This is a genomic window from Streptomyces sp. NPDC101152 (assembly GCF_044768275.1).
GTDB lineage: Bacteria > Actinomycetota > Actinomycetes > Streptomycetales > Streptomycetaceae > Streptomyces.
The window spans coordinates 1-25,707 of record NZ_JBIWPO010000007.1 but is presented as its reverse complement, the minus strand read 5'-3'; the positions used below and the strand labels follow the sequence as shown (position 1 = coordinate 25,707).

General features: G+C 72.0%; 30 protein-coding genes. 14 read left to right on the top strand and 16 right to left on the bottom strand.

Annotated elements, in window-relative coordinates:
- The first annotated feature begins 82 nt into the window (after nt 1-82).
- The 3 genes from ACIRVK_RS11525 (at nt 83) to ACIRVK_RS11515 (ending at nt 1,869) form a co-directional block, all read left to right on the top strand.
- Nucleotides 83-958 carry an undecaprenyl-diphosphate phosphatase gene (locus ACIRVK_RS11525; protein ID WP_404245644.1) on the top strand — a complete coding sequence of 292 codons (876 nt, stop codon included), beginning with the start codon at nt 83-85 and terminating at the stop codon, nt 956-958.
- Nucleotides 959-1,086: 128 nt separating this feature from the next.
- Complete coding sequence (locus ACIRVK_RS11520; RefSeq protein WP_404245642.1) at nt 1,087-1,266, top strand: hypothetical protein; 180 nt, start codon at nt 1,087-1,089, stop codon at nt 1,264-1,266.
- Between the two features lie 21 nt (nt 1,267-1,287).
- A complete protein-coding gene (locus ACIRVK_RS11515; RefSeq protein ID WP_404245640.1) occupies nt 1,288-1,869 on the top strand; it encodes a chloramphenicol phosphotransferase CPT family protein in 582 nt (193 codons plus the stop codon).
- Between the two features lie 13 nt (nt 1,870-1,882).
- Here ACIRVK_RS11515 and ACIRVK_RS11510 read toward each other — a convergent pair whose 3' ends face one another.
- Nucleotides 1,883-2,623 (bottom strand): glucose 1-dehydrogenase, encoded by a 741-nt coding sequence (locus ACIRVK_RS11510; protein ID WP_404245638.1) that lies wholly within the window; start codon nt 2,621-2,623, stop codon nt 1,883-1,885.
- A 126-nt stretch (nt 2,624-2,749) separates the two neighbouring features.
- Here ACIRVK_RS11510 and ACIRVK_RS11505 point away from each other — a divergent pair, with 126 nt between their 5' ends.
- Nucleotides 2,750-3,214, top strand: a complete 465-nt coding sequence (locus ACIRVK_RS11505) for a nuclear transport factor 2 family protein (protein ID WP_404245636.1) — start codon at nt 2,750-2,752, stop codon at nt 3,212-3,214.
- 70 nt (nt 3,215-3,284) lie between these two features.
- On the top strand, nt 3,285-4,850 hold the full coding sequence (lnt, locus tag ACIRVK_RS11500; RefSeq protein ID WP_404245634.1) for an apolipoprotein N-acyltransferase: 1,566 nt from the start codon (nt 3,285-3,287) through the stop codon (nt 4,848-4,850).
- Here lnt and ACIRVK_RS11495 read toward each other — a convergent pair.
- Entirely contained in the window at nt 4,774-5,679 is a 906-nt protein-coding gene (locus tag ACIRVK_RS11495; RefSeq protein WP_404245632.1) for a Gfo/Idh/MocA family protein, read from the bottom strand. The two genes, lnt and ACIRVK_RS11495, sit on opposite strands and share 77 nt — an antisense overlap.
- A gap of 128 nt (nt 5,680-5,807) precedes the next feature.
- On the opposite strand from ACIRVK_RS11495, the gene ACIRVK_RS11490 reads away from it, so the two are divergent.
- On the top strand, nt 5,808-6,323 hold the full coding sequence (locus ACIRVK_RS11490; protein ID WP_404245630.1) for a DinB family protein: 516 nt from the start codon (nt 5,808-5,810) through the stop codon (nt 6,321-6,323).
- A gap of 112 nt (nt 6,324-6,435) precedes the next feature.
- Nucleotides 6,436-6,918 (top strand): hypothetical protein, encoded by a 483-nt coding sequence (locus tag ACIRVK_RS11485; protein ID WP_404245628.1) that lies wholly within the window; start codon nt 6,436-6,438, stop codon nt 6,916-6,918.
- 17 nt (nt 6,919-6,935) lie between these two features.
- Here ACIRVK_RS11485 and ACIRVK_RS11480 read toward each other — a convergent pair whose 3' ends face one another.
- The 6 genes from ACIRVK_RS11480 to ACIRVK_RS11455 form a co-directional block, all read right to left on the bottom strand.
- On the bottom strand, nt 6,936-7,460 hold the full coding sequence (locus tag ACIRVK_RS11480; RefSeq protein ID WP_404245626.1) for a hypothetical protein: 525 nt from the start codon (nt 7,458-7,460) through the stop codon (nt 6,936-6,938).
- A 267-nt stretch (nt 7,461-7,727) separates the two neighbouring features.
- The gene (locus tag ACIRVK_RS11475; RefSeq protein ID WP_404245624.1) at nt 7,728-8,411 is read right to left on the bottom strand and encodes a uracil-DNA glycosylase; all 684 of its coding nucleotides are present in this window, start codon (nt 8,409-8,411) and stop codon (nt 7,728-7,730) included.
- A 181-nt stretch (nt 8,412-8,592) separates the two neighbouring features.
- Nucleotides 8,593-9,354, bottom strand: a complete 762-nt coding sequence (locus tag ACIRVK_RS11470; protein ID WP_404245621.1) for an SDR family oxidoreductase — start codon at nt 9,352-9,354, stop codon at nt 8,593-8,595.
- Nucleotides 9,355-9,368: 14 nt separating this feature from the next.
- Nucleotides 9,369-10,130: a 3-oxoacyl-ACP reductase FabG gene (gene fabG, locus ACIRVK_RS11465; RefSeq protein WP_404245618.1), complete on the bottom strand. Its 762-nt coding sequence runs from the start codon at nt 10,128-10,130 to the stop codon at nt 9,369-9,371.
- A gap of 125 nt (nt 10,131-10,255) precedes the next feature.
- A complete protein-coding gene (locus tag ACIRVK_RS11460) occupies nt 10,256-10,705 on the bottom strand; it encodes a DUF3037 domain-containing protein (protein WP_404245616.1) in 450 nt (149 codons plus the stop codon).
- Complete coding sequence (locus ACIRVK_RS11455; RefSeq protein WP_404245614.1) at nt 10,702-11,466, bottom strand: HipA family kinase; 765 nt, start codon at nt 11,464-11,466, stop codon at nt 10,702-10,704. The genes ACIRVK_RS11460 and ACIRVK_RS11455 overlap by 4 nt, the downstream gene beginning before the upstream one ends.
- A 157-nt stretch (nt 11,467-11,623) precedes the next feature.
- Between ACIRVK_RS11455 and ACIRVK_RS11450 the strand changes: the two genes are divergently transcribed.
- Nucleotides 11,624-12,139, top strand: coding sequence for a Rieske (2Fe-2S) protein (locus ACIRVK_RS11450; RefSeq protein ID WP_404245612.1), 516 nt, complete (start codon nt 11,624-11,626; stop codon nt 12,137-12,139).
- On the opposite strand, the gene ACIRVK_RS11445 is transcribed toward ACIRVK_RS11450, so the two are convergent.
- The gene (locus ACIRVK_RS11445; protein ID WP_404245610.1) at nt 12,126-12,782 is read right to left on the bottom strand and encodes a cysteine hydrolase family protein; all 657 of its coding nucleotides are present in this window, start codon (nt 12,780-12,782) and stop codon (nt 12,126-12,128) included. The two genes, ACIRVK_RS11450 and ACIRVK_RS11445, sit on opposite strands and share 14 nt — an antisense overlap.
- Before the next feature lie 142 nt (nt 12,783-12,924).
- Between ACIRVK_RS11445 and ACIRVK_RS11440 the strand changes: the two genes are divergently transcribed.
- Nucleotides 12,925-13,392 carry a pyridoxamine 5'-phosphate oxidase family protein gene (locus ACIRVK_RS11440; RefSeq protein WP_404245608.1) on the top strand — a complete coding sequence of 156 codons (468 nt, stop codon included), beginning with the start codon at nt 12,925-12,927 and terminating at the stop codon, nt 13,390-13,392.
- A gap of 17 nt (nt 13,393-13,409) precedes the next feature.
- Here ACIRVK_RS11440 and ACIRVK_RS11435 read toward each other — a convergent pair whose 3' ends face one another.
- Nucleotides 13,410-14,312, bottom strand: a complete 903-nt coding sequence (locus ACIRVK_RS11435) for a LysR family transcriptional regulator (protein WP_404245606.1) — start codon at nt 14,310-14,312, stop codon at nt 13,410-13,412.
- A 74-nt stretch (nt 14,313-14,386) separates the two neighbouring features.
- Between ACIRVK_RS11435 and ACIRVK_RS11430 the strand changes: the two genes are divergently transcribed.
- Entirely contained in the window at nt 14,387-15,322 is a 936-nt protein-coding gene (locus ACIRVK_RS11430; protein ID WP_404245604.1) for a DMT family transporter, read from the top strand.
- Nucleotides 15,323-15,344: 22 nt separating this feature from the next.
- Here ACIRVK_RS11430 and ACIRVK_RS11425 read toward each other — a convergent pair whose 3' ends face one another.
- Entirely contained in the window at nt 15,345-16,676 is a 1,332-nt protein-coding gene (locus ACIRVK_RS11425; protein WP_404245602.1) for an aminotransferase class I/II-fold pyridoxal phosphate-dependent enzyme, read from the bottom strand.
- A gap of 59 nt (nt 16,677-16,735) precedes the next feature.
- On the opposite strand from ACIRVK_RS11425, the gene ACIRVK_RS11420 reads away from it, so the two are divergent.
- Nucleotides 16,736-17,419 carry a pyridoxamine 5'-phosphate oxidase family protein gene (locus ACIRVK_RS11420; protein WP_404245600.1) on the top strand — a complete coding sequence of 228 codons (684 nt, stop codon included), beginning with the start codon at nt 16,736-16,738 and terminating at the stop codon, nt 17,417-17,419.
- A 144-nt stretch (nt 17,420-17,563) separates the two neighbouring features.
- Here ACIRVK_RS11420 and ACIRVK_RS11415 read toward each other — a convergent pair whose 3' ends face one another.
- Both ACIRVK_RS11415 and ACIRVK_RS11410 read right to left on the bottom strand, forming a co-directional pair.
- Nucleotides 17,564-18,568 carry an EamA family transporter gene (locus ACIRVK_RS11415; protein WP_404245598.1) on the bottom strand — a complete coding sequence of 335 codons (1,005 nt, stop codon included), beginning with the start codon at nt 18,566-18,568 and terminating at the stop codon, nt 17,564-17,566.
- Nucleotides 18,569-18,644: 76 nt separating this feature from the next.
- Nucleotides 18,645-19,190: a Clp protease N-terminal domain-containing protein gene (locus tag ACIRVK_RS11410; protein ID WP_404245596.1), complete on the bottom strand. Its 546-nt coding sequence runs from the start codon at nt 19,188-19,190 to the stop codon at nt 18,645-18,647.
- 251 nt (nt 19,191-19,441) lie between these two features.
- On the opposite strand from ACIRVK_RS11410, the gene ACIRVK_RS11405 reads away from it, so the two are divergent.
- Nucleotides 19,442-19,870 carry an SRPBCC family protein gene (locus ACIRVK_RS11405; RefSeq protein ID WP_404245594.1) on the top strand — a complete coding sequence of 143 codons (429 nt, stop codon included), beginning with the start codon at nt 19,442-19,444 and terminating at the stop codon, nt 19,868-19,870.
- Nucleotides 19,871-19,933: 63 nt separating this feature from the next.
- Here ACIRVK_RS11405 and ACIRVK_RS11400 read toward each other — a convergent pair whose 3' ends face one another.
- The 3 genes from ACIRVK_RS11400 to ACIRVK_RS11390 all read right to left on the bottom strand — a co-directional run bounded on the left by ACIRVK_RS11400 (nt 19,934) and on the right by ACIRVK_RS11390 (nt 23,119).
- Entirely contained in the window at nt 19,934-20,572 is a 639-nt protein-coding gene (locus ACIRVK_RS11400; RefSeq protein WP_404245592.1) for a PadR family transcriptional regulator, read from the bottom strand.
- Nucleotides 20,573-20,696: 124 nt separating this feature from the next.
- Entirely contained in the window at nt 20,697-22,337 is a 1,641-nt protein-coding gene (locus ACIRVK_RS11395) for a thiamine pyrophosphate-binding protein (protein WP_404245590.1), read from the bottom strand.
- A complete protein-coding gene (locus ACIRVK_RS11390; RefSeq protein ID WP_404245588.1) occupies nt 22,334-23,119 on the bottom strand; it encodes a cyclase family protein in 786 nt (261 codons plus the stop codon). Before ACIRVK_RS11390 ends, ACIRVK_RS11395 begins: the two co-directional genes overlap by 4 nt.
- A gap of 169 nt (nt 23,120-23,288) precedes the next feature.
- Between ACIRVK_RS11390 and ACIRVK_RS11385 the strand changes: the two genes are divergently transcribed.
- Both ACIRVK_RS11385 and ACIRVK_RS11380 read left to right on the top strand, forming a co-directional pair.
- On the top strand, nt 23,289-24,098 hold the full coding sequence (locus tag ACIRVK_RS11385; RefSeq protein WP_404245586.1) for a PhzF family phenazine biosynthesis protein: 810 nt from the start codon (nt 23,289-23,291) through the stop codon (nt 24,096-24,098).
- Between the two features lie 49 nt (nt 24,099-24,147).
- Nucleotides 24,148-25,287, top strand: a complete 1,140-nt coding sequence (locus tag ACIRVK_RS11380; protein ID WP_404245584.1) for an IS110 family transposase — start codon at nt 24,148-24,150, stop codon at nt 25,285-25,287.
- Nucleotides 25,288-25,707: the final 420 nt, after the last annotated feature.

Here is a 25,707-nt window from a genome sequence, read left to right as displayed (position 1 = left end):
GCGCATACCCCGTGATCTTCCCGCCCGGCGGCGTGACGACGCGTCGCGCCCGTCACGACGAGCGCTTGGACTCCCTTCCTCCATGTCGTGGTTTGAATCCCTCATCCTCGGGCTCGTCCAGGGTCTGACCGAGTTCCTTCCCGTCTCCTCCAGCGCGCATCTGCGGCTGACCGCGGCCTTCTCGGGCTGGAAGGACCCGGGCGCCGCCTTCACGGCGATCACGCAGATCGGTACGGAGACGGCGGTGCCGATCTACTTCCGGCGGGACATCGGGCGGATCGCCTCGGCGTGGTCCCGCTCGCTGGTCAGCAAGGAGATGCGCAAGGACCACGACGCGCAGACGGGCTGGCTGGTGATCGTCGGCTCGATCCCGATCGGTGTGCTCGGGCTGCTGTTCAAGAACCAGATCGAGGGGCCGTTCCGTGATCTGCGGATCACGGCGACGACGCTGATAGCCGTCGGCGTGGTCATCGGCATCGCGGACCGTCTGGCCGCGCGCGACGAGACGGGCGGCCGGCACCGGGCGCCCAAGCAGCGCAAGACGCTGGAGAACCTCGGCGTGCGGGACGGTCTGGTCTACGGCATCTGCCAGTCCATGGCCCTCGTCCCCGGTGTCTCCCGCTCCGGGGCGACCATCAGCGGGGGCCTGTTCATGGGGTACCGGCGGGAGGCCGCGGCCCGCTACTCCTTCCTCCTCGCGATCCCCGCGGTGCTGGCGTCCGGCCTGTTCGAGGTGAAGGACGCGATGGCGAGCGACACCATCTCGTGGGGCCCGACCCTCTTCGCGACGATGATCGCCTTCGCGTCCGGATACGCGGTGATCGCATGGTTCATGAAGTTCATCTCGACCAGGAGCTTCATGCCGTTCGTCTGGTACCGCGTCGCCCTGGGGATCGTCATCATCGCGCTGGTCACGGCGGGTGTGCTCAGCCCGCACACGGCGGAGGCGCCCGAGTGACCCACCGGCCGCCGGGCTGACCGTCCAGTCAGTAGCGGTAGGGGGATCATGGAACCGTGAGCAACGACATACGGGATGAGTAGCCGCCCGGTAGCGCAGTGTCAGTGCTTGCGCCTAGGCTTGTCGGCATGTCCCCCGAATCCGTGGCCCCTGGTTCCGTGCGGTCTGCTGCCGAGCTGAACGAGCAGATCCGTGCGCTCTGGCTGCGTGCGGGCGGGTCGCTGTCGGCCCAGGAGCGCGCGGAGTACGAGCTGCTGGTGGTCGAGTGGGCGCAGGCCATCCGGGCCCAGGTCATCAAGGCGGCCTGAAGCGGCCGGCGGAGCCCTCGCGTGCGGCACCTCGACAGCGTTCCCGAACGCCGCGGCCTCGTCATCTTCCTGAACGGCACGACCAGTTCGGGCAAGTCGAGCATCGCGAGCGAACTGCTGGAGCTCCTGGACGGGCCGTACTTCCACCTGCCGGTCGACGCGTTCCACGCGATGCGCTCGCGCGCCCCGGTACCGGCTGAGCGGTTGGACGTCGTTCTGCACCGGACCTGGCGGGGGTTCCACCGGGCGGTCGCCGGGATGGCCGCCGCCGGGAACAACGTCGTCGTGGACCACGTGCTGAGCGCCGAGTGGCGGCTGCAGGACTGTCTGTCGGTCCTGGTACCGCAGGACGTGGTGTTCGTCGGAGTTCGCTGTCCCGTCGAGGAGTTGGAGCGCCGGGAGCGCGAGCGCGGCGACCGGCACGCCGGACTCGCCGCCCGTCAGCTCGAGCAGGTGCACGCGCACGGCCTCTACGACATCGAGTGCGACACCGGAGTCGAGACCGCGCGCGAATGCGCCCTGCGCATCAGGGAGTTCCTCCCCGGGCGACCCAGACCGACCGCGTTCGAGCGGCTGGTCGCCTCCCGGGAGCACCGCGGCTGAAGTGAGCGCGAGCTCAACGGCCGCCCGCCACCCGCAGCACCGTGCCCGTCGTGTACGACGCGTCCGGCGACAGGAGCCAGGCGATGGCCGCGGCGATCTCCTCGGCCCGGCCCGGACGCCGTAGCGGAATCGTCGCGGCCATGCGCCGGGCGCGGTCGGGATCGCCCATCGCGGCGTGCATCTCGGTGTCGATCGCGCCGGGCGCGACCGCGTTGACGCGGATGCCGTCCGGCCCGAGTTCCTTGGCCAGGCCCAGGGTCAGGGCGTCCACGCCGGCCTTGGCCGCCGCGTAGTGGACGTACTCGCCGGGACTGCCCAGGGTGGCCGCGCCCGAGGAGACGTTCACGATGGCGCCGTTCCCCCGGGCCGTCATCAGCTGTGCCGCACGGCGCGAACACAGCAGCGTGCCGAGGAGGTTGACGTCCACCACCCGTCGCAGCGTGTCCGTGTCCGTGTCGGCGAGGCGGCCCAGGCGACCGGTGACGCCCGCGTTGTTCACCAGCCCCGTGACCCGCCCGAGTTCGCGTTCCGCCGTCTCGAAGAGGTGCTCGACCTCCGCCTCGGCCGCCACGTCCACCCGCACGGTCACGGAACGCCGGCCGGCCTTCCGCACGCCCGCCGCCACCTCCTCGGCGGCCCCCGCGTCCCGGACGTACCCGACCACCACGTCATGCCCGTCCGCCGCGAGCCGCAGACAGGTCGCGGCGCCGATTCCCCGACTGCCGCCCGTGACCACGGTGATGGAACGCGTCATCGGAGAACCCTCCAGCCCGACCGAAATGATCACCGGTCACTCTAGCCCTCGCTGAGAACCCGTCAGGGGCGGGCGAATATCGCCGTACACCTTGGCCCGGCACAGCGCATGCCCAACACTGATCGAATGACGCAGCGCGTGGAGCTCGCGACCGTGATGGACCGACTGGCCGTCGACGAGATGGTCACCGACTACGCGACGGCGGTGGACGACGGCGACTGGACGGCGTACCGGGCGCTGTTCACCCCCGACGGGCGCGCGGACTACCGCTCCGCCGGCGGCATCGAGGGCGACGCGGGAAAGGTCGCCGCATGGCTCGCGGAGAGCATGCGGGTGTTCCCGATGCGGCAGCACCTGATCGTCAACCGCAGGGTGCGGTTCGGGATCCTGGAACAGGACGCCGGCGACACGGCCCGGGTGAGGGCCGACTACGTCAACCCCATGCGGTTCGACGCCGAGGGCGCCGCTCCCGACTTCGTGTGCGGCGGGCGCTACGCCTTCGGGCTGCTGCGGACGCCCGACGGCTGGCGGTTGCGCGAGGTCGTCGTCCAGGAGAAGTGGCGGCGGATGCCCGGGCGGGCGGCCGGCTGATCCCGGCGCCTCTGTCCTCGATCACCGAAAGGACGCACACTGGAGCCACCGCGGGGTAGGGAGGCACCGTATGAGGAACTTCGGTGAATGGCTATCCTCCCCATGGCGGCGCTCGACGCTGGCCGCGCTGGCCGGCGCCCTGCCCGTGTTCGCTTTCCCCGCGCCCTCGTTGTGGTGGTTCGCGTACGTGGCCCTCGTGCCCTGGATCCTGCTGGTCCGGTCGGCGCCGAGCGGGAAGCGGGCGGCGTACGACGGCTGGGCCGGCGGGTTCGGGTACATGGTCGCGGTGCACCACTGGCTGTTCCCGAGCCTGAACGTGTTCATCTTCGTCATCGGGGCGCTCCTGGGCGCACTGTGGGCGCCGTGGGGCTGGCTGGTACGGCGTTTCCTGGGCGCGGTGCAGGGCCCGGGCCGGGGTCTGGCGGCGCTGGTCGTACTGCCGGCGGGTTGGCTGATGGTGGAGCTGGTGCGGTCCTGGCAGGGGCTCGGCGGGCCGTGGGGCATGCTCGGCTCCAGCCAGTGGCAGGTGGAGCCGGCGCTGCGGCTGGCATCCGTCGGCGGGGTGTGGCTGCTCAGCTTCCTCGTCGTGGCCGTCAACGTCTGCGTCGCCGTCCTGGTGTCGGTGCCCGCGTCCCGGGTGCCCGCCGTGGCCGGCATCGTCGCGACGGCCGCCGCCACCTCCGCGGCCTGGGTGTGGTCACCGCGCCCCGCCACCGACGGCCGGGTGCGCGTGGCCGTCGTCCAGCCCGGCGTCGTCGAGGGCGCGGCCCAGCGGTTCGCACGCGAGGAGCAGCTCACGCGCCGGCTCGTCGGACGGCAGCTCGACCTGATCGTCTGGGGCGAGAGCAGTGTCGGCTACGACCTCGGTGACCGGCCCGACCTCGCCCGGCGGGTCGCGGCGCTGTCCCGGGCGACCGGGGCGGACATCCTCGTCAACGTGGACGCGCGCCGCTCCGACAAGCCCGGCATATACAAGAGTTCTGTCCTCGTCGGCCCGGACGGGCTCACCGGCGACCGCTACGACAAGATGCGGCTCGTGCCCTTCGGCGAGTACATACCGGCCCGGGGGCTCCTCGGCTGGGCGACCTCCGTCGGCAAGGCGGCCGGTGAGGACCGCAGGCGGGGCGCCGAGCAGGTCGTGATGAACGTCGGACACGGCCTGCGCATCGGACCGATGGTCTGCTTCGAGTCGGCGTTCCCCGACATGAGCCGTCATCTCGCCGAGGACGGCGCCGACGTGCTCGTGGCGCAGTCCTCGACGTCGAGTTTCCAGGACAGCTGGGCCCCCGAACAGCACGCCTCGATCGCCGCGCTGCGCGCCGCCGAGACCGGCCGGGCGATGGTCCACGCGACGCTCACGGGCGTGTCCGCGGTGTACGGGCCGAGCGGGGAGCGGATCGGGTCGTGGCAGGGGACCAGCGACAGCACCTCAGTGGTATATGACATACCACTGGCGCACGGCGTCACCCCGTACGTCCGCCACGGCGACTGGCCCGTGCACGGCTGCCTCCTCGTCCTCGCGCTGTGGTGCGTGACCGAGGGCGCCCGAGCCGGACGGCTCAGGCGGCCCGCTCCGCAACCGCACGTACCACCCGCTCGCACAGTTCATGAGTCGCCAGCGCGTCCCGGGCGCTGAGCACCTTGCCCGCGCGCACCGCGTCCAGGAAGGCCAGCGCCGCCTGTTCGATACCGCGTTGGCGGGCCACCGGCACCCAGTCGCCGCGCCGGCGCACCGTCGGCTGGCCCTTGTGGTCGATCACCTCGGCGAGGTTGAGGACCTGGCGCTTGGTGTCCTGCCCGGACACCTCCAGGATCTCCTCCGTCGAGCCGCTGAGCCGGTTCATCACGCCGAGCGCGGTGAAGCCGTCTCCGGACAGCTGCAGCACCACGTGGTGCAACAGCCCGTCCTCGACGCGGGCGCGCACGGTGACGTCGTCGATCGGCCCGGGCACCAGGAAGCGCAGGGTGTCCACGACGTGGATGAAGTCGTCGAGGATCATCGAGCGCGGCTCCTCCGGCAGCCCGATCCGGTTCTTCTGCATGAGGATCAGCTCGCGCGGATGGTCGGCGCACTGCACGTAGCCGGGCGCGAAGCGCCGGTTGAACCCGACGGCCAGGCTGAGGCCGTGCTGTTCGGCGAGCGCCACCAGCCGCTCGGAGTCGGCGAGTCGATGGGCGAGCGGCTTGTCGACGTAGGTCGGCACGCCCGCCTCCAGCAGCCGCGTCACGATCTCCGGATGCGCCACGGTCGGCGCGTGCACGAAGGCGGCGTCCAGATGCTGCGCGAGCAGCGCGTCCAGGGTCGTGTGCCGGTGGTCCCGCGGGAGGTGCAGGCTGTCGCCGACCCGGTCGAGCGTCGCGGGCGTCCGGGTCTGCAGGTGCAGCTCGACCCCGGCCAGCTGGGCGAGCACCGGGAGGTAGGCCTTCTGCGCGATGTCGCCGAGTCCGATGCAGCCGACCTTCACGGGGTGCTCTCCTCTGGCGGGTGCCTGCCGGGGTCCTGCCCGAAGCATACGGCGGTTGCGGCGACCGCAGCGCGGCGATCGCACCGGAGCTCCCGACGCCGGGCTGTGAGTTGGGACAGGATGCGGGTATGACGACCGAGCGCCGTGAACCCGCGACCAACGCCGACGAACGCACCATGCTGGAGGGCTGGCTCGACTACCACCGGCAGACCCTGGCGTGGAAGTGCGAGGGCCTGACCGACGCCCAGCTCAGGACGGCCTCCGTGGAGCCCTCCACGCTGAGCCTGATGGGGCTGGTGCGGCACATGGCGGAGGTGGAGCGCAGCTGGTTCCGCCGGGTGTTCGCCGACGAGGACGCGCCGCCGCTGTACTACGCCTACGAGGACGACCCGGACGGCGAGTTCCGTCTCACCGAGGCGGACACCTGGGCGCAGGCGTACGCCGCCTGGCAGGGCGAGATCGAGGCGGCTCGGCGCCACACGGCCGGGCACGGCCTGGACGAGCTGTCCAAGGGGCGACACCGGCGCACCGGTGAGCAGTTCAGCCTGCGCTGGATCTACACCCACATGATCGAGGAGTATGCCCGGCACAACGGGCACGCCGACCTGATCCGCGAACGCATCGACGGCGCCACGGGCGACTGACGTCAGCCGGGGCGGGTCCACACCCACCATAAGGGGCGGGAGATCACCCGTGCGGGGCATCCTGCGCTCGTCCGCTGTCCTGCGGGCCGTCGAAGCCGTCATTGTTGCGCGGATGCATCGAACGACGACCATCGCAACGCTCCTGGTCACCGTGGCTGTCTCGGCCCTCTCCGGCTGTGTCACGGTCCAGCGCCCAGCCGTGCCGGGGCCGCCGCCGACGGCACCGTCCCAGCCGCAGGCTCCGCGCCCTGACGGTGACGGAGAGCCGCAGATCGTACAGGCGCCGGCCCGGGAGGCGCTGGAGATGACCGGCCCGTCCCCGTCCGCCGAGCCGAGGACACCGCAACGGCACGGTCCGGCGGCGGACGCGCCTGCCGGGGCCGGGAAGCCCCCGGCACCCCGCTCGCACCCTCACCACCCCCGGCCGCCCCAGCCGGAGCCACGGCACTCCAGAAGTCCGAACATCGACCTCCCCGACGTCACCAAGCCGGTCCCAAAGAACCAGTCCGACGTGTGCGCCCTGGGCCGCAGGTACGGCGGCTGGCGACCGGACAGCCCGGAAACCGTCATCTGCACGCAGACGTACGGCCGTTGACCTGAGCCGGGCGGAGGTCAGGGGCGTTGTCGGGGTGGGCCCCAGGAGCCGGTTTCGCCGGCGGTGTCCTGGTGGGTCAGGCGTAGCTCCAGTCGGGTGATGGCCGCCCGCACGCCGTTGCCGTAGCCGTCGTCCGCGAGGGTCGCGGCGGCTGTGCGGGCCCGGCGCAGATGGGTGCGGGCGGCGCCGCCGTGGCCGAGTTTCAGGTAGTCGGCCGCCAGGTTCAGATGCAGCGAGGGGTACAGCGCCCGCACGGCGAGCGCTCCCTCGTGCTCGGCGAGCCGCTCGTCCGTCAGCTCCTCCGCGGCCGTCAAGGCCCGCAGGTCCCAGGCGAGTTCGTCGGCGGGGTCGTCCTGCGCGTCGGCCAGGTAGTGGGCCAGCGTGCAGCGGTGCAGGGGGTCGCCGTGCTCGCCGATCTCCGCCCACAGCGCCAGGAAGCGGTGCCGGGCCTCCTCGCGGTCCCCCGCGTGCTGCAGGATCACGACCTGCCCGATCCGTGTCATCACGGCGTCCGCCGCTGTCTGCTCCGGTCCCTCGGCCACCGCGCGCTCCGCCCACTCGTCGGCTGTCCCGACCGACGCTAACCCCCGCCACCGGCATTCTCGGTCAGGCGACACCGGCCGGGCCGTGATCCGGGCCCGGCCTCCCGGATCACCCCCGCCGTCCCGGGCCCTAGCGCCGCCGCAGGCAACGTTCGCCCCGTCGCGACGCCCGGCACGCCGAGAGGACGCTCCCCCACTCTCGACTTCGCTCGAGCGGGAGGGGCCCCACGACGCCGCTCGTTACCGGGCAAGTTGCCTGCGGCGGCACTAGCCCAGGTTCGGGATCGTCCAGTCGATCGGTGTGTGGCCCTGCCCGGCCACCGCCTCGTTGATGTGGGTGAACGGGCGGGAGCCGAAGAACTTCTTCGCGGACAGCGGCGAGGGGTGCGCGCCCTTGACCACCACGTGCCGGCTCTCGTCGATCAGCGGGAGCTTCTTCTGCGCGTAGTTGCCCCACAGCACGAAGACCGCCGGGTCGGGTCGCCCGGCCACCGCGCGGATCACCGCGTCGGTGAACCGCTCCCAGCCCCTGCCCTTGTGCGAGTTGGCCTCGCCGGAGCGGACCGTGAGCACCGCGTTGAGCAACAGCACGCCCTGCTGGGCCCAGGGCATCAGATAGCCGTTGTCCGGGATCGGCGTGCCCAGCTCCTCGTGCATCTCCTTGTAGATGTTGCGCAGGGAGGGCGGGATCTTGACGCCGGGCCGGACCGAGAAGCACAGGCCGTGCCCCTGTCCCTCGCCGTGGTACGGGTCCTGGCCGAGGATGAGGACCTTGACCTCGTCGTACGGCGTGGCGTCCAGCGCGGCGAAGACCTCCTCGCGCGGCGGATAGACGGGACCCCTCGCCCGCTCGTCCTCGACGAACTCCGTCAGCTCCTTGAAGTAGGGCTGCTGCAGCTCGTCACCCAGAACCCCGCGCCAGGACTCGGGCAGCATGGCGATGTCGGTCACGTCAACGTCCTTACGATGTGCGGAAACGGCGTGCGGTCACTTCCTGGACTCAGAACCTACAGGCGACCACTGACAACGGCCGTCCACCGCCCGAAGAAGGGCCCTGCGACGCCGAGGGCGCCGTTTCCGTGACGGAAACGGCGCCCTCGGGTGCCCGGTGGTTACGGTCTCGACGCCCCTGTCAGCCGACGCCTGCGTTCAGGAAGATGCCACCGTCGACGACGAGCGTCTGGCCGGTGATCCAGTCGGACTGCTCGGAGGTGAGGAACGCGGCGGCGCCCCCGATGTCGGAGGGCACCCCCAGCCGGGCCAACGGGTAGGCGGCGGCCGCCTCCGCCTCCCGGCCCTCGTACAGGGCCTTGGCGAACTGGGTCTTCACCACGGCCGGCGCGATCGCGTTGACCCGCACCTTCGGCGCGAACTCGTGCGCCAGCTGCTGGGTCAGGTTGATCAGCGCGGCCTTGCTGACGCCGTACGCGGCGATGAAGGGCGAGGGCGCGAGGCCCGCGACGGAGGCGATGTTGACGATGGCGCCGCCGTTGTCCTTCTGCCAGGCGTGCCAGGTCTTCTGGGCGAAGCCGAGCGCCGAGATCACGTTGGTCTCGAAGACCTTGCGGGCCACGTTCAGGTCGAGGTCGGCGACCGGGCCGAAGACCGGGTTGGTTCCGGCGTTGTTGACCAGGTAGTCGACGCGGCCGAAGGCCTCCATGGTGCGCTCGACGACCTCGGTCTGGTGGTCGAGGTCGTGCGCCTTGCCGGCGATGCCGATGACGCGCTCGGCGCCGAGCCTGTCGACGGCCTCCTTGAGGGCGTCCTCGCCCCGGCCGGTGATGGCGACACGGTCGCCGCGGGCGACGAGCGCCTCGGCGACGCCGTAGCCGATGCCTCGGCTGGCGCCGGTGACGACGGCGACCTTGCCGGAGAGTGCGGGCAGTTCGGTCATGGTGCGTGAATCTCCTAGTCGAGCGGTCCGCCGGCGACGTACAGCACCTGGCCGGAGACGAACCCGGCCGCCTCGCCGGTGAAGAAGGCGATGGCGTTGGCGATGTCGTCCGGCTCACCGACCCGGGCCACCGGGATCTGGGTGGCGGCCGCGGCCTTGAAGTCCTCGAAGCCCATGCCGACGCGGTCGGCGGTGGCCTTGGTCATCTCGGTGGCGATGAAGCCGGGGGCGACGGCGTTGGCGGTGATGCCGAACTTGCCGAGTTCCTTGGCGAGGGTCTTGGTGAAGCCCTGCAGACCGGCCTTGGCGGCCGAGTAGTTGACCTGGCCGCGGTTGCCGAGCGCCGAGGAGGAGGACAGGTTGACGATCCGGCCGAAGCCCGCGTCGACCATGTGCTTCTGAACGGCCCTCGACATCAGGAAGGCGCCGCGCAGGTGCACGTTCATGACGGTGTCCCAGTCGGCGACGCTCATCTTGAACAGCAGGTTGTCGCGCAGCACGCCCGCGTTGTTGACCAGGATCGTCGGCGCGCCCAGCTCCTCGGTCACGCGTGCGACGGCGGCCTCGACCTGCGCCTCGTCGGAGACGTCCGCGCCGACCGCGAGGGCCCTGCCGCCGGCCGCGGTGATCTTCTCCACGGTGTCCTTGCAGGCGGCCTCGTCGAGGTCGATCACGGCGACCGCACGGCCCTCGGCGGCCAGTCGTACGGCGGTGGCGGCGCCGATTCCCCGCGCTCCGCCGGTGACCACGGCGACCCGCTGCTCAGTGGTGGACATTGCTGCTTCTCCTCGCCCTTGAGAGAACCCGCGGCCCGGTGAGCGACCGCTTAGTACCTTCGTCGCACGTGACGCTAGAAGCCCTGGCACCCGGTGTCAACGTCATGTGGCGCCGGTGTGATCCATTACCTCACCAGCAGGTCGAGCAACCGCTCCGTCTCGGCCGCCGGATCGGTGGTGAGGCCAGTGTGCACCGATCCGGGCTGGACGACGGTGGAGCGCGGCGCGACGAGCCAGCGGAAGCGCCGTCCGGCGTCCTCACCGGCGGCCTGCCCCGCCGCCTCTCCCCCGCCGCAGACGCGCTCGACGGCCCCGAGCGCCGCCCGGACGCCGGCCACGTCGGCGTGCGGGTCGAGGGCGAGCAGCCGCGCCTCGTCCAGATGGATGCGGGCGCCGACGTACCCCTGGGCGCGGCAGTACAGGAGCACTCCGGCGTTGATGCACTCGCCGCGTTCGACGCGGGGCACGACCCGCAGCAGGGCGTACTCGAAGACGTCCCGTTCGTTGGCCTCGCTGCCCCGGATGATGTGCCGTTCGACGACGGAACCGGCCATGTGGATGCGGCGCTCGCTCACTTGCCCTCCTCGATTCCGGTCACGCGCGTGTGGACGTCGGCGGCGCGGGCGAGCAGCACGCGCGCGTAGGCGCGCCGGAGCTCGTCCGGGGTGTCGAAGCCGGGTTCACCGGCCAGCCAGACGTCCGGCACCTCGGCGGTGACCTCGGCCAGCAGGTCCTCGGTGACGTGGGGCGCGAGCTCGGCGGCGGCGCCCGCGAGGTCGGGGCGGAAGCGGGCGAGAGCGTGGTCGGAGGCGTCGTAGGGGCGGGCGGCGGAGGACTCGGCGCCGGGCCAGTTGTGGTGCCAGATCATGGTGGCGCCGTGGTCGATGACCCACAGTTCGCCGTGCCACATCAGCAGGTTGGGATTGCGCCAGGAACGGTCGACGTTGTTGATCAGCGCGTCGAACCAGAGGATGCGTCCGGCTTCCTCGGGGCTCACCTCGAAGGCGAGCGGGTCGAAGCCGAGGGCGCCGGAGAGGAAGTCCATGCCGAGGTTGGTGCCGCCGCTCGCCCTCAGCAGGTCCTGCACCTGCTGCTCCGGCTCACCGAGCCCCAGCACCGGATCGAGGCCGATCGTCACCAGCCGGGGCGTCCGCAGGCCCAGTCGGCGGGCGAGTTCGCCGCAGACGACCTCCGCCACCAGAGTCTTGCGGCCCTGGCCCGCGCCGGTGAACTTCATGACGTACGTCCCGTAGTCGTCCGCCTCGACGAGCCCCGGCAGCGAACCGCCTTCACGCAGGGGCGTGATGTAGCGGGTCGCGATCACTTCCTTGAGCATCGCCCCAGGTTACCGGCCGACAGCGAACCGACAGCTCTGGTTTACCCCGCCCTGAACTCGAACGCGTTTAGATCTCGACATCGTCTGAACAACCCGCGCCCGGGCCCCGTACCCCTGGACGATCCACCAAGCCCCCACGACGAAGGGAACCGTCAGCATGACGACCAGCGAACCGCTCCAGCCCGTTCCGGCCCCCGCACGCCGTACCGTCGTCGCGGCGGCCGGCGCGGCGGGACTCGCCGTCGCGCTGACCGCGTGCGGATCCTCCAGCGACAACTCCTCCTCCGGCTCCTCGGGCACCCAGGCCGGCGCGAACGCGAGCACCGGCGGCACGACCGGGGGCGACTCGGGGGCGAGCGCCTCGTCCGGCTCGGGCTCCGGCGGCGGCACGGCGCTGGCGAAGACCGCGGACATCCCCCAGGGCGGGGGCAAGATCTTCAAGGACAAGTCCGTGGTGGTCACCCAGCCTGCGTCGGGCACCTTCAAGGCCTTCTCGACCAAGTGTCCGCACCAGGGCTGCGCGGTGAGCAGCATCTCCAACGGGGTCATCGTCTGCCCCTGCCACGGCAGCGAGTTCTCCGTCACCGACGGCAGCGTGAAGAAGGGCCCGGCGACCACGGGCCTCACGGCGCAGAACGTCACCGTGAGCGGGGACTCGATCACGCTGGGCTGACCCGCGCGCGCCGGGATCGTTCGAAGCAGCTCACCACCGCGTCCGTGGTCGCGACCGTGGCGACCAGCGCGAGGGTGTGGCGGACCATCGCGGGGGTGTAGTCGGAGGGCACCCCCGCGATGGCGTCGGACGGCACGACGACGCCGTAGCCGCGGTTGACCGCGTCGAAGACCGCGTTGGGGATCGCCACGTTGGCCGAGACACCGGTCACGACGAGGGTGCGGCAGCCCAGGTTGCGCAGCAGCGCGTCGACCCCGGTGCCCTGGATCGGTGACAGCCCGTGCAGCCGCCGTACGACGAGGTCCTCGTCGGCGACCTCGATCGGGGCCGCGACGCACACCGCCGAGGTGCCCGCCAACTGCTGGACGGGCAGGCGCTCCGCGGCCCGGAACAGGCGGGCGTTGCGACTGGAGCCGCGGCCGTCGGGACGGCGCTCGGCGATGGCGTGCAGGACCTGGACACCGCTCGCGTGGGCGGCGGACACGAGCCGGGCGACATTGGCGAGTGCCCCCGACTTCCGCGCCTCCCGGGCGAGTTCGGGCAGCGCGCTGTCCGTGCCGACGACACCCTGCTGGCACTCGACGGTGAGCAGCACGGTGGTCGCCGGATCGAGGAGTTCGCTGAGCTGTTCGTACGACGGCACGGTTCCCCCTCGTCGCCGGCGGCTGGAGCCGGGGAGCGTAGCGGCCATTGCGCGGGGACGGAAGACGACCCATGCTTTTCTGACGTGATGTCAGAGGATCATCGGAGACCCTCTGGCACTTCGTGAGAGAAGAGGGGGACGCATGACCGTCACTCAGCGTCGCGGCCGCAAGATCATGATGACGCCGGGCGAGCTGGACGAGTTCCTGACCGGCCAGCGCACCTGCCGGGTGGCCACCGTGTCCGCCGACGGGGTCCCGCACGTCAGCGCCCTGTGGTTCGCCTGGGACGGCACGTCGATCTGGCTGTACTCGGTGGTGCGCAGCAAGCGGTGGACCGACCTGCGCCGGGACCAGCGGGTCGCGATCGTCGTCGACTCCGGCGAGGAGTACGACGACCTGCGCGGTGTGGAGCTGTCGGGCACCGTGGAGTTCGTGGGCGAGTTCCCGCGCACCGGGGAGCTGTGTGCCGAACTCGACGTCCCGGAGACGCTGTTCGCCCGCAAGAACTTCGGCCTGGAGGAGATGCCGCACGACGGACGGCACGCCTGGGTGCGGCTGACGCCCGACAAGATCGTGTCCTGGGACTTCCGCAAGCTGGGCTCGCTGTAGCGCGGCGCGTCACCGGGTCAGCCGACCTTTCGCGCCGCCTGCTGCAGGGCCTCCACCGCCGCCCGGATCGACGGGCGGCGGTCTGCGTCCGCGCGCCACACGGCGTAGACGTACCGGTGGACGCGATGCCGCACGGGCACCGCCCGCACCCCGGCCGGCATCGGGTCCCGCCCGAGCCGCGGCGCGACGCAGACCCCCAATCCGGCCGCCACCAGGGCGAGTTGGGTGTGGTGCTCCTCGGCGCGATGGGCGATCCGCGGCTCGATGCCCTTGCTGCGCAGGGTGTAGAGCAGCCACTCGTGGCAGAACTCGCCCTCCGGCCAGACCACCCACTCGTCCTCGGTGAAGTCGTCCAGGTCGACCTCGTCCCGGCCGGCCAGCGGATGCTCCGCGGGCATGGCGACCTCCACGGGGTCGTCGAGGATCGGTGCCTTGGCCAGCCCTTCGGGCATGGGCAGCGGTTTGTTGTACCAGTCGAGCACCACGGCGAGGTCGGCGTCTCCGCGCAGCACGGCGTTGACCCCGTTCTCCGGCTCCAGCTCGCGCGAGCGCACGCGCAGAGCCGGATGGTCCTCGCGCAGGGCGGCGAGCGCGGCGGGGAAGAGTCCGCGCAGAGCCGTGGGGAACGCGACCAGACGCAGCTCGCCGACCACCTGACCGCGCTGCGCCTCCAGGTCGGACTGGGCGAGCTCGACCTGGGAGAGGATCCGCGCCGCGTGCTCGGCGAGCAGCCGGCCCGCGTCCGTGAGCCGCACGCCCCGGCCGTTCTTGGCCAGCAACTGCTGACCGACCTCGCGTTCCAGCTTGGACATCTGCTGCGAGACGGCCGAGGTCGTGATGTGCAGTCCTTCCGCCGCGCCACTGACCGAGCCGTGCCGGGCGAGGGCGTCGAGGGTGCGCAGGCGCTCCAGGTTCAACATATAAGCAATGCTACGAGACACCTCGCGCGAAATCTCGATTGTGCTACGAGATGGTGGGCGGCATCGTTACGGTCATGAGCAGCGTCACCGCGCCCACCGAGGCCCCCGCACGTCCCTCAGCCCGCCGCCCCTCCCCCGACTGGCGGCTGCGCTTCGGCGCCCTCTCCCTGATCTGGGGCTTCAGCTTCCTTCTCATCAAGGTCGGGACGCAGGGGTACGCGCCCTTCCAGGTCACCCTGGGGCGGCTGGTGTTCGGCACCGCGGTGCTCGCGGCGGCGATGGCGGTGAAGCGGGAGCGGCTGCCGCGCGGCGCGCGCACGTGGGGCCATCTGGCGGTCGCCGCGTTCTTGCTGAACGCGCTGCCGTTCTCGTTGTTCGCGTACTCGGAGGTGACGATTCCCTCCACGCTGGCGGGGATCTGCAACGCGACCTCTCCCCTGTGGGGGATGGCGCTCTCGCTGGTCGCCCTGTCCGAGGACCGGCCGACGCGGGTGCGCGTCGCGGGGCTGGGCATCGGGTTCCTCGGGGTGCTGACGGTCCTCGGCGCGTGGCAGGGGTTCGACGGGCTGGACGCGCGGGGTACGGCGATGGCCCTGCTGGCCTCGTTGAGCTATCCCGTGGGGTGGATCTACGTCCGGCGGACGCTGGCCGGGTCGAGTCACTCGAATCTGTCGCTGACGGGGGCGCAGTTGCTGCTGGCGACCCTGCAACTGGCCTTCGTCACACCGCTGTTCACGTCGTTCCCGGAACACTTCGCCGTCGTTCCGCTGCTCGCGATCGCCGCTCTGGGGGCGCTGGGCACGGGGCTGGCCGTGCTCGTCCAGTACGGGCTGGTCGCTGAGGTGGGGCCGACCACGGCCCAGATGGTCACGTACTTCATTCCCGTCATCGCCACCGGTGCGGGTGTGGCGGTGCTCGGGGAGTCGCTCAGGTGGTCGACTCCGGTGGGCGCGGTGATCGTGCTGGCGGGGGCGGCGCTGACTCAGGCGCGGCGAAGAGTCTCAGGGTGACCGGGGCAAGCCTGCGGAGGCCTCATGCGTAGGTGCGTGCCGAAGCCGGGCCCAGGGCCTTGGCGATCGCGTCCGCCAAGGTGGCGGTCTCGTCGGGAGTGAGAGTGGAGATCGTGACGCGGATGCCGGGCGGGGCGGCCATGCGGAAGCGGGCGCCCGGGGAGACCGCCCATCCCGCGTGCAGGAGGCGGGAGACGGCGGCCGTCTCGTCGGGGACCGGGATCCAGACGTTCATGCCGCTGCGTCCGTGGGCCTCGATCCCGCGGTCCGCGAGCGCGCCGATCAGCAGGTCGCGTCGCTCTCGGTACGCCTCGGCCACCGCACGCGGGTCGTGCGCGCCGTCGGACCACAGGCGCACGACCGCCCGCTGGGTGATGCGGCTGACCCAGCCGGGGCCCAGACGGTGGCGGCCGCTCACCCGGTCGACGGTGACCTGGTCGCCGGTGAGGACGGCCAGGCGCAGGTCGGGTCCGTAGGCCTTGGCGACCGAGCGGACGAAGGCCCAGTGACGGGTGACGCCGGCCAGGGGATGCAGGGGCAGGTCGACGATGCCGTGGCCGTGATCGTCCTCGATCAGGAGGGTGTCCGGGTGGTCGCCGAGCGCTGCGCGCAGGGCACGCGCGCGCGTGGGCGTCACCGCGGCGCCGGTGGGGTTCTGGGCGCGGTCCGTGACGATCAGCGCGCGGGCGCTGGCGGCGAGGGCGCGGCGCACCTCGCCGGGGCGCGGGCCCTCGTCGTCGACGCCGACCGGGGCCGTGCGCAGACCGAGCGCCGGGACCAGGTCGAGGAGGCTGCCCCAGCCCGGGTCCTCGACGGCGACGGTGTCGCCCGGCTTGAGGTGGGCGGCGAGCACCCGCTCGATGGCGTCCAGGGAGCCGGAGGCCACGGCCAGCGGGCCGTCCGGTACCCCGTCGGCGTCCAGGTCCGCGCGGGCGAGCCGGGCCAGCTCCGGCTCCACCAGGGCGTCCCCGTACAACACCGGACTGCGGTCGGCCTGCTCGGCCGCGGCCGCGAAGGCGCGGGCCAGCGAGGGCAGCAGCGCCGGGTCCGGGTTGCCGCTCACCACGTCCCGCGCCCCCTCCGGCACGTCCATCCGCGCGTACTCGCGCCCCGTGGTGGCGGGCTTCGACCGCACCCGGCTGCCCCGGCGGCCGGCGGTCTCGATCACGCCGCGCTCCCGCAGGATCCGGTAGGCGGACGCGACGGTGTTGGGGTTCACCTCCAGCTCTGCCGCCAACTCGCGCATGGGCGGCAGGAGTTGCCCCAGCTCCAGCTCGCCGGAACCCACCGCGCGCTCGACGCTCGCCGCAATCTCAGCTGCGCGTCGTCCCTCGATCCGGTATTCTCCTATCACAAAGCAGATTATGCACTAGTGCAATGCAGAGCGCAACACGGACCGCCTTGGAGACCGCCATGCAGGACACCGCTCAGCCGACGTCACCGCCCGCCGCCTACACGCCGACCGACCGCACCGTCCCCACGCGCTCGGCGAACCGGGCGTCGTACGACAGGGAACTGGTGCACGCGATACTCGACGAGGGATACGTCTGCCATCTGGGCTTCGTGCGCGACGGACGGCCGGTGGTGCTGCCCACGCTGTACGGGCGGGTCGGCGAGCGGCTGTACGTGCACGGCTCGACGGGCTCGCGTCCGCTGCGGATGACCGGTCAGGCCGACCCAGGGCTCCCGGTGTGCCTGACGGTCACCCACGTCGACGCGCTGATCCTGGCCCGCTCCGCCTTCCACCACTCGATCAACTACCGGTCGGTGGTGGTGCACGGCGTCGCCCACGACGTCACGGACCCCGAGGAGAAGCGGGCGGCCCTGGACGCGCTGGTCGACCACGTCGTACCGGGCCGGGCCGCCGACTCCCGGCCCGCGAACAAGAAGGAGCTCGCCGCCACCGCCGTGATCCGCCTGGACCTGGACGAGGTCTCCGCCAAGCTCCGCACCGGCGGGGTGAACGACGAGCCGGAGGACCTCGCCCTCCCCCACTGGGCCGGCGTCGTCCCGCTCCACATGGGGTACGGGGCCCCGGTCGCCGACGGTGACCTGCCCTCCGGCATCGAGGTGCCGGACTACCTGACGGTGCGCTGATGCCGATCAAGTGGGGCGCCACGGCGCGCCAGCACCTGCCGCTCAGGGCCCGGGTGTGACATCAACTGCCGTGCCGGCGCTGCTCATTGAGGAGGGGGGCCGCACGGGGGAGGGCCCCTCTCCGTCGTTTGCCCGCTCCGCTGCTCAGATGCCGGTGCCCCGGGCGGACAGCTCCCTTTCCGGATCGCCGCTCGCCACCGGATCCGTCGACCTCTTGGCCGGGGTCGAGGACTGGGCGATGAAGGCGCCGACGAGCACGACCGCGCCGCCCACGATCTGCGGCGCCGAGAGGTGCTCGCCGAGCAGCACCCAGGCCAGGACGGTCGCGACGACCGCCTCGAGACAGGCCACCACACCGGCGACCTGCGGGGAGAGCCTGCGCACCGACAGCACGCCGGTGACGTAGGCGAGGACGGTCGCGACCAGGACGATCCACGCCAGCAGCACACCGGCGGCGACGGGGGTGCCGTTCATCCGCGCGGTGCCCGACAGCACGGACCAGTCCATCGACCAGGGCCGGGCGACGGCCGTGAGGACGACGGCGCCGATCAGCAGGCCGTACGCGATGACGCCCAGAGGGTCCGGCGCGTCCTCGCCGGCGTCGCCGCCCTGGTCGGACAGGACGAAGTAGCCGACCTGGCAACAGGCGGCGGCGAGCGCGAGCAGCAGGCCCAGGGCGTCGAAGCTCAGACCCGACCGGACCTCGACGACACACGCGAGCCCGCCCACCGCGAGGACCACGCCGAGCGCGGCCGCACGCGTCACCGGCCGCCGCTGCACGAACCGGACCCAGCCCAGCACCAGGGCGGGCGCCAGGTACTCCACGAGCAGCGCGACGCCCACCGGGATCCGGGATATGGCCGCGAAGTAGCAGGCCTGCACCCCGGCCACGGCCAGCAGCCCGAACCCGGCGAGCAGCGCGGGACGACGGCGCGGCAGCGCGCGGTGGCGCACGGCCACCGGCAGCATCACCAGGGCGGCACCGGTCACCCGCAGCCACACCACGTGCAGGGGGTCGAGCCCCGCCTCGATCAACGGCTTCGCGGCGACCCCGGACCCCCCGAAGGCGAGGGCGGACGCGAGCGCGAGACCGAGCCCGACGCTCTTGCCACGGCCGGCCTGACTGCTCTGTGAGGTACGCACCGGCACATGATGACAGGCGACGACATGAGCGTCACCCCCGATGACACCTGTCTCAGCCGATGGACGGGGGGACGGGCACCGGTCAGCGGCCGGTCCAGCCCGGACGGACGAGCCGGTCCTCGACACGCGCGAGCACCTCGTGCCGGTCGATTCCGGCCCGGTCGAGCACCTCGACGGCCCTGGCCTGCGGATCGGCGACGATCGCCGCGAGCAGGTCGAGCCCGAGGGCCGCGCCCCCGTCCCGGCGGGCGGCGCGTGCGGCGGCGCATTCCATGGCCTCGGCGGCCAGCGGCGAGTAGCCCTCGGCCTCCCGCACCACGGGCACGGCGCCGGAGTCCTCGACGGAGCCCTGCCAGCGCAGGCCGTAGCCGATGCTGCGCTGGACGAGGTAGCCGAGCAGACGGGCGATCTCCGCTCCGTCGTCGAAGACGGCGCGAACCTCGGGGTCGTGCTCCAGAAGCGAGTGCAGCAGATGAGCGGTGTCGATCTGCCGGTCCCCGTCCCGCACACTCCGGCGGCGCGCGCCCGAGACCACCGCTGCCAGTTCGGCACTGACACCGGCATCGTTGTCGGGACGGGTACCGACGGCCGGCTCCTCGGCCTGCTGTCGGGGGATACGGGGTGGCACAACCCCCACCCCATCAGCCCCGGCGTGCGCCGTCATCCCCGGGGGGAACCATTTCGGCGTCCCACGGAGAGTGGACGACGCACCCCGGAATCTCCTCCTTGGGGAGGAGATCAGGCCGTTTTACCCGCAGGGGCGCACCGTCTTGCCGCGCGCCCCGGGCGCGCTGATTCTGACGGCTCGTCAGTATTGAATGTTGCGACCTCTGCGGTTACTTTCCGCGACACCACAGCCCGACATGAAGAGGTGGTCGCATGCCCGAAATCAGCGCGGAGGCACGGATCGAGGCGCCGGCCGAGAAGGTGTGGGCGCAGCTGACGGACTGGCCCGCGTACGGCGAGTGGAACGCCACCCACACCAGCTTTCCGCAGGGCGGCCCGTCGGCGCTCGAAGTGGGCCGGACGTTCCAGGAGAACATGAAGCTGATGGGCTTCCCGGCGGAGGTCGAGTGGACCGTGGCCGAGGTCGAACCGGCCCGGACCTTCGCCATCACGGGCAAGGGCCCGATGGCCGTGAGCCTGGCCACGCGCTACACCCTGACCCCGGACGGCGACGCCACGAAGGTCCGCATCGACGGTGAGTTCACCGGCGCCGCGGTCACCCTGATGGCGGGCAGGCTCAAGGACTCGGGTACGGCCGCGCTGAACGAGTCGCTGCGCAAACTCGCCGGACTGGTGTCCTGACCTGAGGACACGGAAAAGGCGCCCCGCGGATCACTCCGCGGGGCGCCGGTCGCCGCAGGACCGTCAGTCCTCGTCGGCGAGGATCAGGTACAGCTTCTTGCGGGCTTCGTTGATGACGGCCAGCGCCTTCTCGCGCTGCTCCTTGCTGCCGGTCTTCCAGACCTGGCCGAAGGCCTCCATCAGCCCGAAGCCGGCCTGGCGGATCTCGCCGAGCGCCTCGAAGTCGATGCCCCGGGAGGCCTCCTCCCAAGGCGCGTCCGGGCCCTCGTCGGCCGCGGCGCGGCCGGCCTCGGTGAGGGAGAACAGCTTCTTGCCGCCCTCACTCGCGCTGGCGATCAGGCCCTCGTCCTCCAGCAGCTGGAGGGTGGGGTACACCGAGCCGGGGCTGGGCTTCCACGCCCCGCCGCTGCGCTCGGCGATTTCCTGGATCATCTCGTAGCCGTGCATCGGCCGGTCCTTGAGCAGGGCCAGGATCGAGGCGCGTACGTCACCGCGCCGCGCCCTCCCCCTCGGTCCGCCGCGCCCTCGTGGCCCCCAGGGTCCCGGACCGAAACCGGGTCCGCCGAAACCGAAGCCGCCGCGCGGGTCGCCCCCGGGGCCGCCCGGCCCGAAGGGGCCGAAGGCACCGCGCAGCCCTTCGAAACCACCCCGCCCACGAGGGCCGGGTCCACCATGTCCACGTTCGAATCCGTGGGAACGCATCGCCATCACTCCATTCCATCGTTGATCTGTCGCGATGCGTCAACGATATATCGGAACTGTTCGCATGGCAAGGCCCGGCCGAAGAACGGGTCCGACCCCAGGTCAGGGCCGGGCCCGAGGCGGCTCAGTGGCCTCGGAACGCCTCCTCCAGCCACCAGGCGCCGTGGTCGCGGGTGACCTTGGCGTCGACCAGGAGGGGTGCGGCGCGGGGGCCGGCCACCCAGTCCGCGACGGCTTTCAGGTCGCCGCGCGTGCGGACGGTCACCGCCTCCAAGCCGTAGCCGCGGGCGACGGCGGCGATGTCCGTCTCCGGGAAGGTGACGGTGTCCAGCGGGAAGCCGCCGGGACCGAAGTGGTGCACCTCGGCCCCGTAGGCGTCGTCGTTGTAGACCACGACCACCATCGGCAGACCCAGCCGGCGTGCCGTGTCGAACTCCACGGCGCTCATCAGCGCGCCTCCGTCGCCGAGCGCGGCGACGGGCAGCCGATCGGGGCGGGCCAGGGCCGCGCCGATCGTGGTGGCGAGGCCCAGACCGATCGACTGGAAGGCCTGGGTGAAGCAGAAGCCCTGCTCGTCCGGTACCGAGAGGTACGCGCTCGGGTAGCCCATGAAGTTGCCCGAGTCCACGCCGACGACCCGCTCCGCGGGCAGGATGTCGTCGAGGGCGATGCTGAGGGTGCGCGGGTCGATCCGGTCCCGGGTGCCCTCGTCCTCGTACGGCACGTCCCTCCACCGCACGCGCGCGGCGAGCGCCTCGGCGAGCTCCGGTGTCCGGTACCCCTGGTGTTCCTCGCCGGCCGCCTCCAGGGCCCGTCGCGCGGTGCGCTCCACGTCGCCGGTGACGCCGAGGGTGATCGGCCGGTGCGCTGCGAGCGCCTCCGGGTCGTCGTCGACCTGGACGACCCCCGCGTCGGCGCCGATCAGGTTGCCGTGCCGCATGGTCCACATGTTCAGGGCGCAGCCCCAGCCCACGATCAGGTCGGCGCCCTGGATCAGTTCGGCGGCGAGGGGGGACGCGAAGCCGCCGGAGACGTCCAGGGTCCAGGGACTGCCGTGGAAGAGGCCGCGGGCGACGGCCGAGGTGGCGAGCAGGGCCCCGTGGCGGTCGGCGAGCGCGGAGAGGGCGTCCCGGGCGGCGGGCGTGCGGGCGCCGCGGCCGGCCACGAAGACCGGGCGCCGGGCGCCTTCCAGGGCCCGTACGAGATCCGCGACCGCGGTCCGCGACGGCTCGACCGGCTCCGGTGCGGGCAGGGACACGGCTTCGGTGGACACGCCGTCGGGCACCTCCAGGGCCTGCACCTCCAGCGGGAGGTTGAGCAGGACCGTGCGCCGTTCGTGCACCGCCCGGCGCAGTGCGGCGCGGGCCTGGTCGACCGCGTCGTGGGCCGTTGTCACGCGCGCGGTGACGGCGCCGACAGAGTGCGCCAACACCGCTTGTTCGATACGGAAGTTGGACCGCTGCGCGGTCGCCTCGGCGGCCAGCACGAGCAGGGGCGTACGGCTCTTGGCGGCCTCGGTGATGCCGGTGAGGGCGTTCGTCAGACCGGGGCCCTGATGGACGCTGAGCGCGGCGACCGTACCGCTCGTGCGGGCGTAGGCGTCGGCCATGGTCGCCGCGCCGCCCTCGTGCCGAGCGGCGACGAAGCGGGCGCCCGCGGCCACCATGGCGTTGGTGAGGTGGAAGTTGCCCGAGCCGACGACGCCGAAGACGTGGTCCAGCCCGGCCGCGGTCAGCGCCCGTCCGACGGCTTCCGCGACCTTCACGACCGCTCCACCAGGGCGAGCACCCGCGCGGGGGCGCCGGAGCCGGCGACGATGGGCAGCGGTCCGGCGATGAGGACGGCGCCGGTCGGGGGCAGGACGGCGAGGTTCTGCAACTGGGTGAGGCCGTACTTGTCGTTGCCCAGGAGGTGGGAGTGGCAGGGGAACGCCGGGTCGAAGGAATGGGCGCGGCCCGCGTCCGTGCCGACCGTCTCCGTGCCGAGGCCGATCACCGGTGACTCCTCGGCGACCCAGCGTGCGCACTCCGGCGACAGACCAGGCGTGTGCGGGCCGTTCTCGTCGGCGTTGAGAAACGCCTCCTGCGACTGCGAGCGCGCGTCCCAGCCGGTGCGCAGCAGCAGCCAACCGCCCTCGGGCAGCGGTCCGTTGTCCGCCTCCCAGGCCTTGATGTGGTCCACCTCGACGAGGAAGTCGGGGTCCTTGGCGGCCTGTTCGGAGAAGTCCAGCACGACCGCCGGGGCGATCAGCCGCCTCGCCGGTACCGACGCCACGTCGGCGAGGTCCCGGCCGGTGACCCAGTGGACCGGCGCGTCGAAATGGGTGCCGGTGTGTTCGCCGCTGCGGAAGTTGTTCCAGTACCAGGCCGGGCCCCGGTCGTCGTATCGGCTGATCTCCTCCAGCTCGAAGGCCTGGGTCTGCCCGAACTGGGGCGGCAGCTGGATCACGGGGGTGGACGGGGAAAGCGGCTGCGTGAGGTCGACGAGCTCGATGGACCCGCTCCGCAAGCCGGACAGCAGAGCGGCGAGCACGGACGGCTGGGACATGACGGCCTCCTGGGACGGGGCTGAACTGCCAACGTCTGCCTGTACAGGGTGTCAGCGTCTCCCGGATCGTCCAGACCCGCAGCACCGGTCGGGTCGGCCCCTGGAACTAAGGCCAGTGGTCCGGGATTGGCCTTGGTCGTGAGGGCCACGGGGTCCTAGCGTCGAGGTCATGCGGATCCGAATCGTCGACGCCTTCACCGACCGTCCCTTCGCCGGCAACCCGGCGGGAGTGCTGCTTCTCGACGCCTTCCCGGACGACGAGCGGCTGCAGAGGATCGCACTGGAGGTGAACCACGCGGAGACGGCGTTCGCACACCGGCTGCCGGAGGGCGGGGAGGCCGACTGGGCGCTGCGGTGGTTCACGCCTGCGGCCGAGGTCGATCTGTGCGGACACGCCACGCTCGCCACGGCCCATGTGCTGCACTCCACGGCCGCCCATGAGGGCACCGTGCGGTTCGCGACCCGCAGCGGCGTGCTGGTCGCGACTCCCCGCGAGGACGGGTCGATCACTCTGGACTTTCCTACGGCCCCGCTGACACCGGTCGAGGTGCCGGCCGGGGTCGCCGAGGCGCTGGGCGCCCAGCCGCTGTCCGCCTTCGACACCGGGCCGAACGTCGGGGACCTGCTCGTGGAACTCGCGGACGAGAAGACGATCCACGGCCTCTCCCCCGACCTGAGGGCGCTGGGCGCCTACTCCGAGCGCGGTGTCATCGCCACCGCCCGCGCCGAGGACCCCGCCCGGGGCTACGACTTCGTCTCCCGCTGTTTCTTCCCGAACGTCGGCATCGACGAGGACCCCGTCACCGGCAGCGCCCACACGGCGCTCGCCCCCTTCTGGTCCGAGCGTCTCGGCAGCCCCGCCCTCACCGGCCTCCAGGCGTCCCCCCGCTCCGGCCGCGTCCACACGGAACTGCGCGGCACCCGCACCCTGCTCACCGGCAACGCGGTCACCGTCATCGAGGGCGAACTGCTCGCCTAGACGGTGTGTAGGTGCCGGTCGTGGGCCCGGGCCTCGCTCGCACATTGTCGTGGGTTGCCGACCGGGCGCAGCCTGGCCGGTAGTGCCTACATGTGCGGGAGGCCCGGTGTTTTCTGAGCGTACGAGCGTCGGGTTGGATGTGCCTGCCCGCAGCGTGGTGGCGTGCGCGATCGACACGGTGAGCGGGGAGTTGATCCGCTGCCGGCTCACGCCGCAGCATGCTGACGTCCTCGGGTGGATCAGGTGCCTGCCCGGTCCGGCCGCGGTGGCCTACGAAGCCGGCCCGACCGGGTTCGGCCTGACCCGGGCGCTTTCGTTGGCGGGGATACGCTGCGAGGTACTCGCGCCCTCGAGGCTGCAGCGTCCGGCCGGTGAGCGGGGGAAAACCGATGCACGCGACGCCTTGCACCTGGCGAAGCTGCTGCGCCTGGACGAGTTCACCGCGGTGCGGGTGCCCTCGACGGCCGAAGAAGCCGCCCGGGATCTGGTGCGGGCGCGCGAGGACGTGCGCGGGGACCTGATGCGGGCGCGCCATCGGGTGAGCAAACTCCTGCTGCGCCACGGGCTCGTGTGGAGCGGCGGGGTGACGTGGCGGCCGGCGCACCACGCCTGGCTCGGCGCGCAGCGCTTCGACGACGTGGCGCTGCAGGCCGCCTACGAGAGCGCCTACGAGGCGGTGGCCCTGGCCGAGGCACGCCGGGCCCGACTCGACAAAACGATCGCTGCGATGGCCACCGACTCACCGTGGTCTGCGGTGGTCGCCCGACTCTGGTGCCTGCGCGGAATCGACACGCTCACCGCCTTCGCCCTGGCCGTGGAAATCGGCGACCGGGAGCGGTTTAGCGGGGCGAGCATCGGCGCCTACCTCGGGCTGGTCCCGAGTGAGTCCTCCAGCGGCCAGTCCCGTTCGCAAGGACCGATCACCGAGACCGGCAACTCCCATGCCCGCAGGCTGCTGGTCGAAGCCGCCTGGCACCACCGCAAGCGCTACCGGGCCGGGGCCACGATCCAAGCCCGCTGGCCACGCGCACCAGCCGCAGCGCGCGCCCGCGGACACCTGGGCAATCAGCGGCTCAACCAGCGCTGGAAGACCTTCACCGCCCACCACAAGCGGCCGGTGGTGGCGAACGTGGCCGTCGCCCGCGAGCTGGCCGGCTGGTGCTGGTCGCCGGCCACCCTGCCAGACTGAGACGGGCCCACAGACCGGCCGGCCGGCGACCTGGCGGCGGCAGCGTGAGGAGCGACCCGCGGCAGCACCATGAGCAGCGGCCACAGCCCGCCACGCTCGATCTCTAGACCCGCGCAATCGCTCCCGCCGAACAGCCCGTCCTGCGGTAACCAGCCCGCGCGTATCAGCATGGACCACGCGTCGAGACCGACACGCGCGCCACCAGGCACCGACCGGCACCATGCACACAAGCGGCGCCCGAGACCCCTGTCCCGGACGCCGCTGAAGACTGCCCCTTGACAGACCGGCCCTACATATCAGTGCCGCCGCAGGCAACGTCTGCCCGGTTACTGAGCTTTTCAGGTTGGGTTCGGTTGGTGTGAAGTGATGGTCAGTCCGGTCTCGGTGAGGCAGCCGTCAATGAGTTCGGGATGGCGCTGG

Coding starts and splice junctions, on each gene's coding strand:
- ACIRVK_RS11525 (WP_404245644.1), top strand. CDS start 83: ATGTCGTGGTTTGAATCCCTCATCCTCGGGCTCGTCCAGGGTCTGACC.
- ACIRVK_RS11520 (WP_404245642.1), top strand. CDS start 1,087: ATGTCCCCCGAATCCGTGGCCCCTGGTTCCGTGCGGTCTGCTGCCGAG.
- ACIRVK_RS11510 (WP_404245638.1), bottom strand. CDS start 2,623: ATGACGCGTTCCATCACCGTGGTCACGGGCGGCAGTCGGGGAATCGGC.
- ACIRVK_RS11505 (WP_404245636.1), top strand. CDS start 2,750: ATGACGCAGCGCGTGGAGCTCGCGACCGTGATGGACCGACTGGCCGTC.
- lnt (WP_404245634.1), top strand. CDS start 3,285: ATGAGGAACTTCGGTGAATGGCTATCCTCCCCATGGCGGCGCTCGACG.
- ACIRVK_RS11490 (WP_404245630.1), top strand. CDS start 5,808: ATGACGACCGAGCGCCGTGAACCCGCGACCAACGCCGACGAACGCACC.
- ACIRVK_RS11485 (WP_404245628.1), top strand. CDS start 6,436: ATGCATCGAACGACGACCATCGCAACGCTCCTGGTCACCGTGGCTGTC.
- ACIRVK_RS11470 (WP_404245621.1), bottom strand. CDS start 9,354: ATGACCGAACTGCCCGCACTCTCCGGCAAGGTCGCCGTCGTCACCGGC.
- fabG (WP_404245618.1), bottom strand. CDS start 10,130: ATGTCCACCACTGAGCAGCGGGTCGCCGTGGTCACCGGCGGAGCGCGG.
- ACIRVK_RS11455 (WP_404245614.1), bottom strand. CDS start 11,466: ATGCTCAAGGAAGTGATCGCGACCCGCTACATCACGCCCCTGCGTGAA.
- ACIRVK_RS11450 (WP_404245612.1), top strand. CDS start 11,624: ATGACGACCAGCGAACCGCTCCAGCCCGTTCCGGCCCCCGCACGCCGT.
- ACIRVK_RS11440 (WP_404245608.1), top strand. CDS start 12,925: ATGACCGTCACTCAGCGTCGCGGCCGCAAGATCATGATGACGCCGGGC.
- ACIRVK_RS11435 (WP_404245606.1), bottom strand. CDS start 14,312: ATGTTGAACCTGGAGCGCCTGCGCACCCTCGACGCCCTCGCCCGGCAC.
- ACIRVK_RS11430 (WP_404245604.1), top strand. CDS start 14,387: ATGAGCAGCGTCACCGCGCCCACCGAGGCCCCCGCACGTCCCTCAGCC.
- ACIRVK_RS11420 (WP_404245600.1), top strand. CDS start 16,736: ATGCAGGACACCGCTCAGCCGACGTCACCGCCCGCCGCCTACACGCCG.
- ACIRVK_RS11405 (WP_404245594.1), top strand. CDS start 19,442: ATGCCCGAAATCAGCGCGGAGGCACGGATCGAGGCGCCGGCCGAGAAG.
- ACIRVK_RS11400 (WP_404245592.1), bottom strand. CDS start 20,572: ATGCGTTCCCACGGATTCGAACGTGGACATGGTGGACCCGGCCCTCGT.
- ACIRVK_RS11390 (WP_404245588.1), bottom strand. CDS start 23,119: ATGTCCCAGCCGTCCGTGCTCGCCGCTCTGCTGTCCGGCTTGCGGAGC.
- ACIRVK_RS11385 (WP_404245586.1), top strand. CDS start 23,289: ATGCGGATCCGAATCGTCGACGCCTTCACCGACCGTCCCTTCGCCGGC.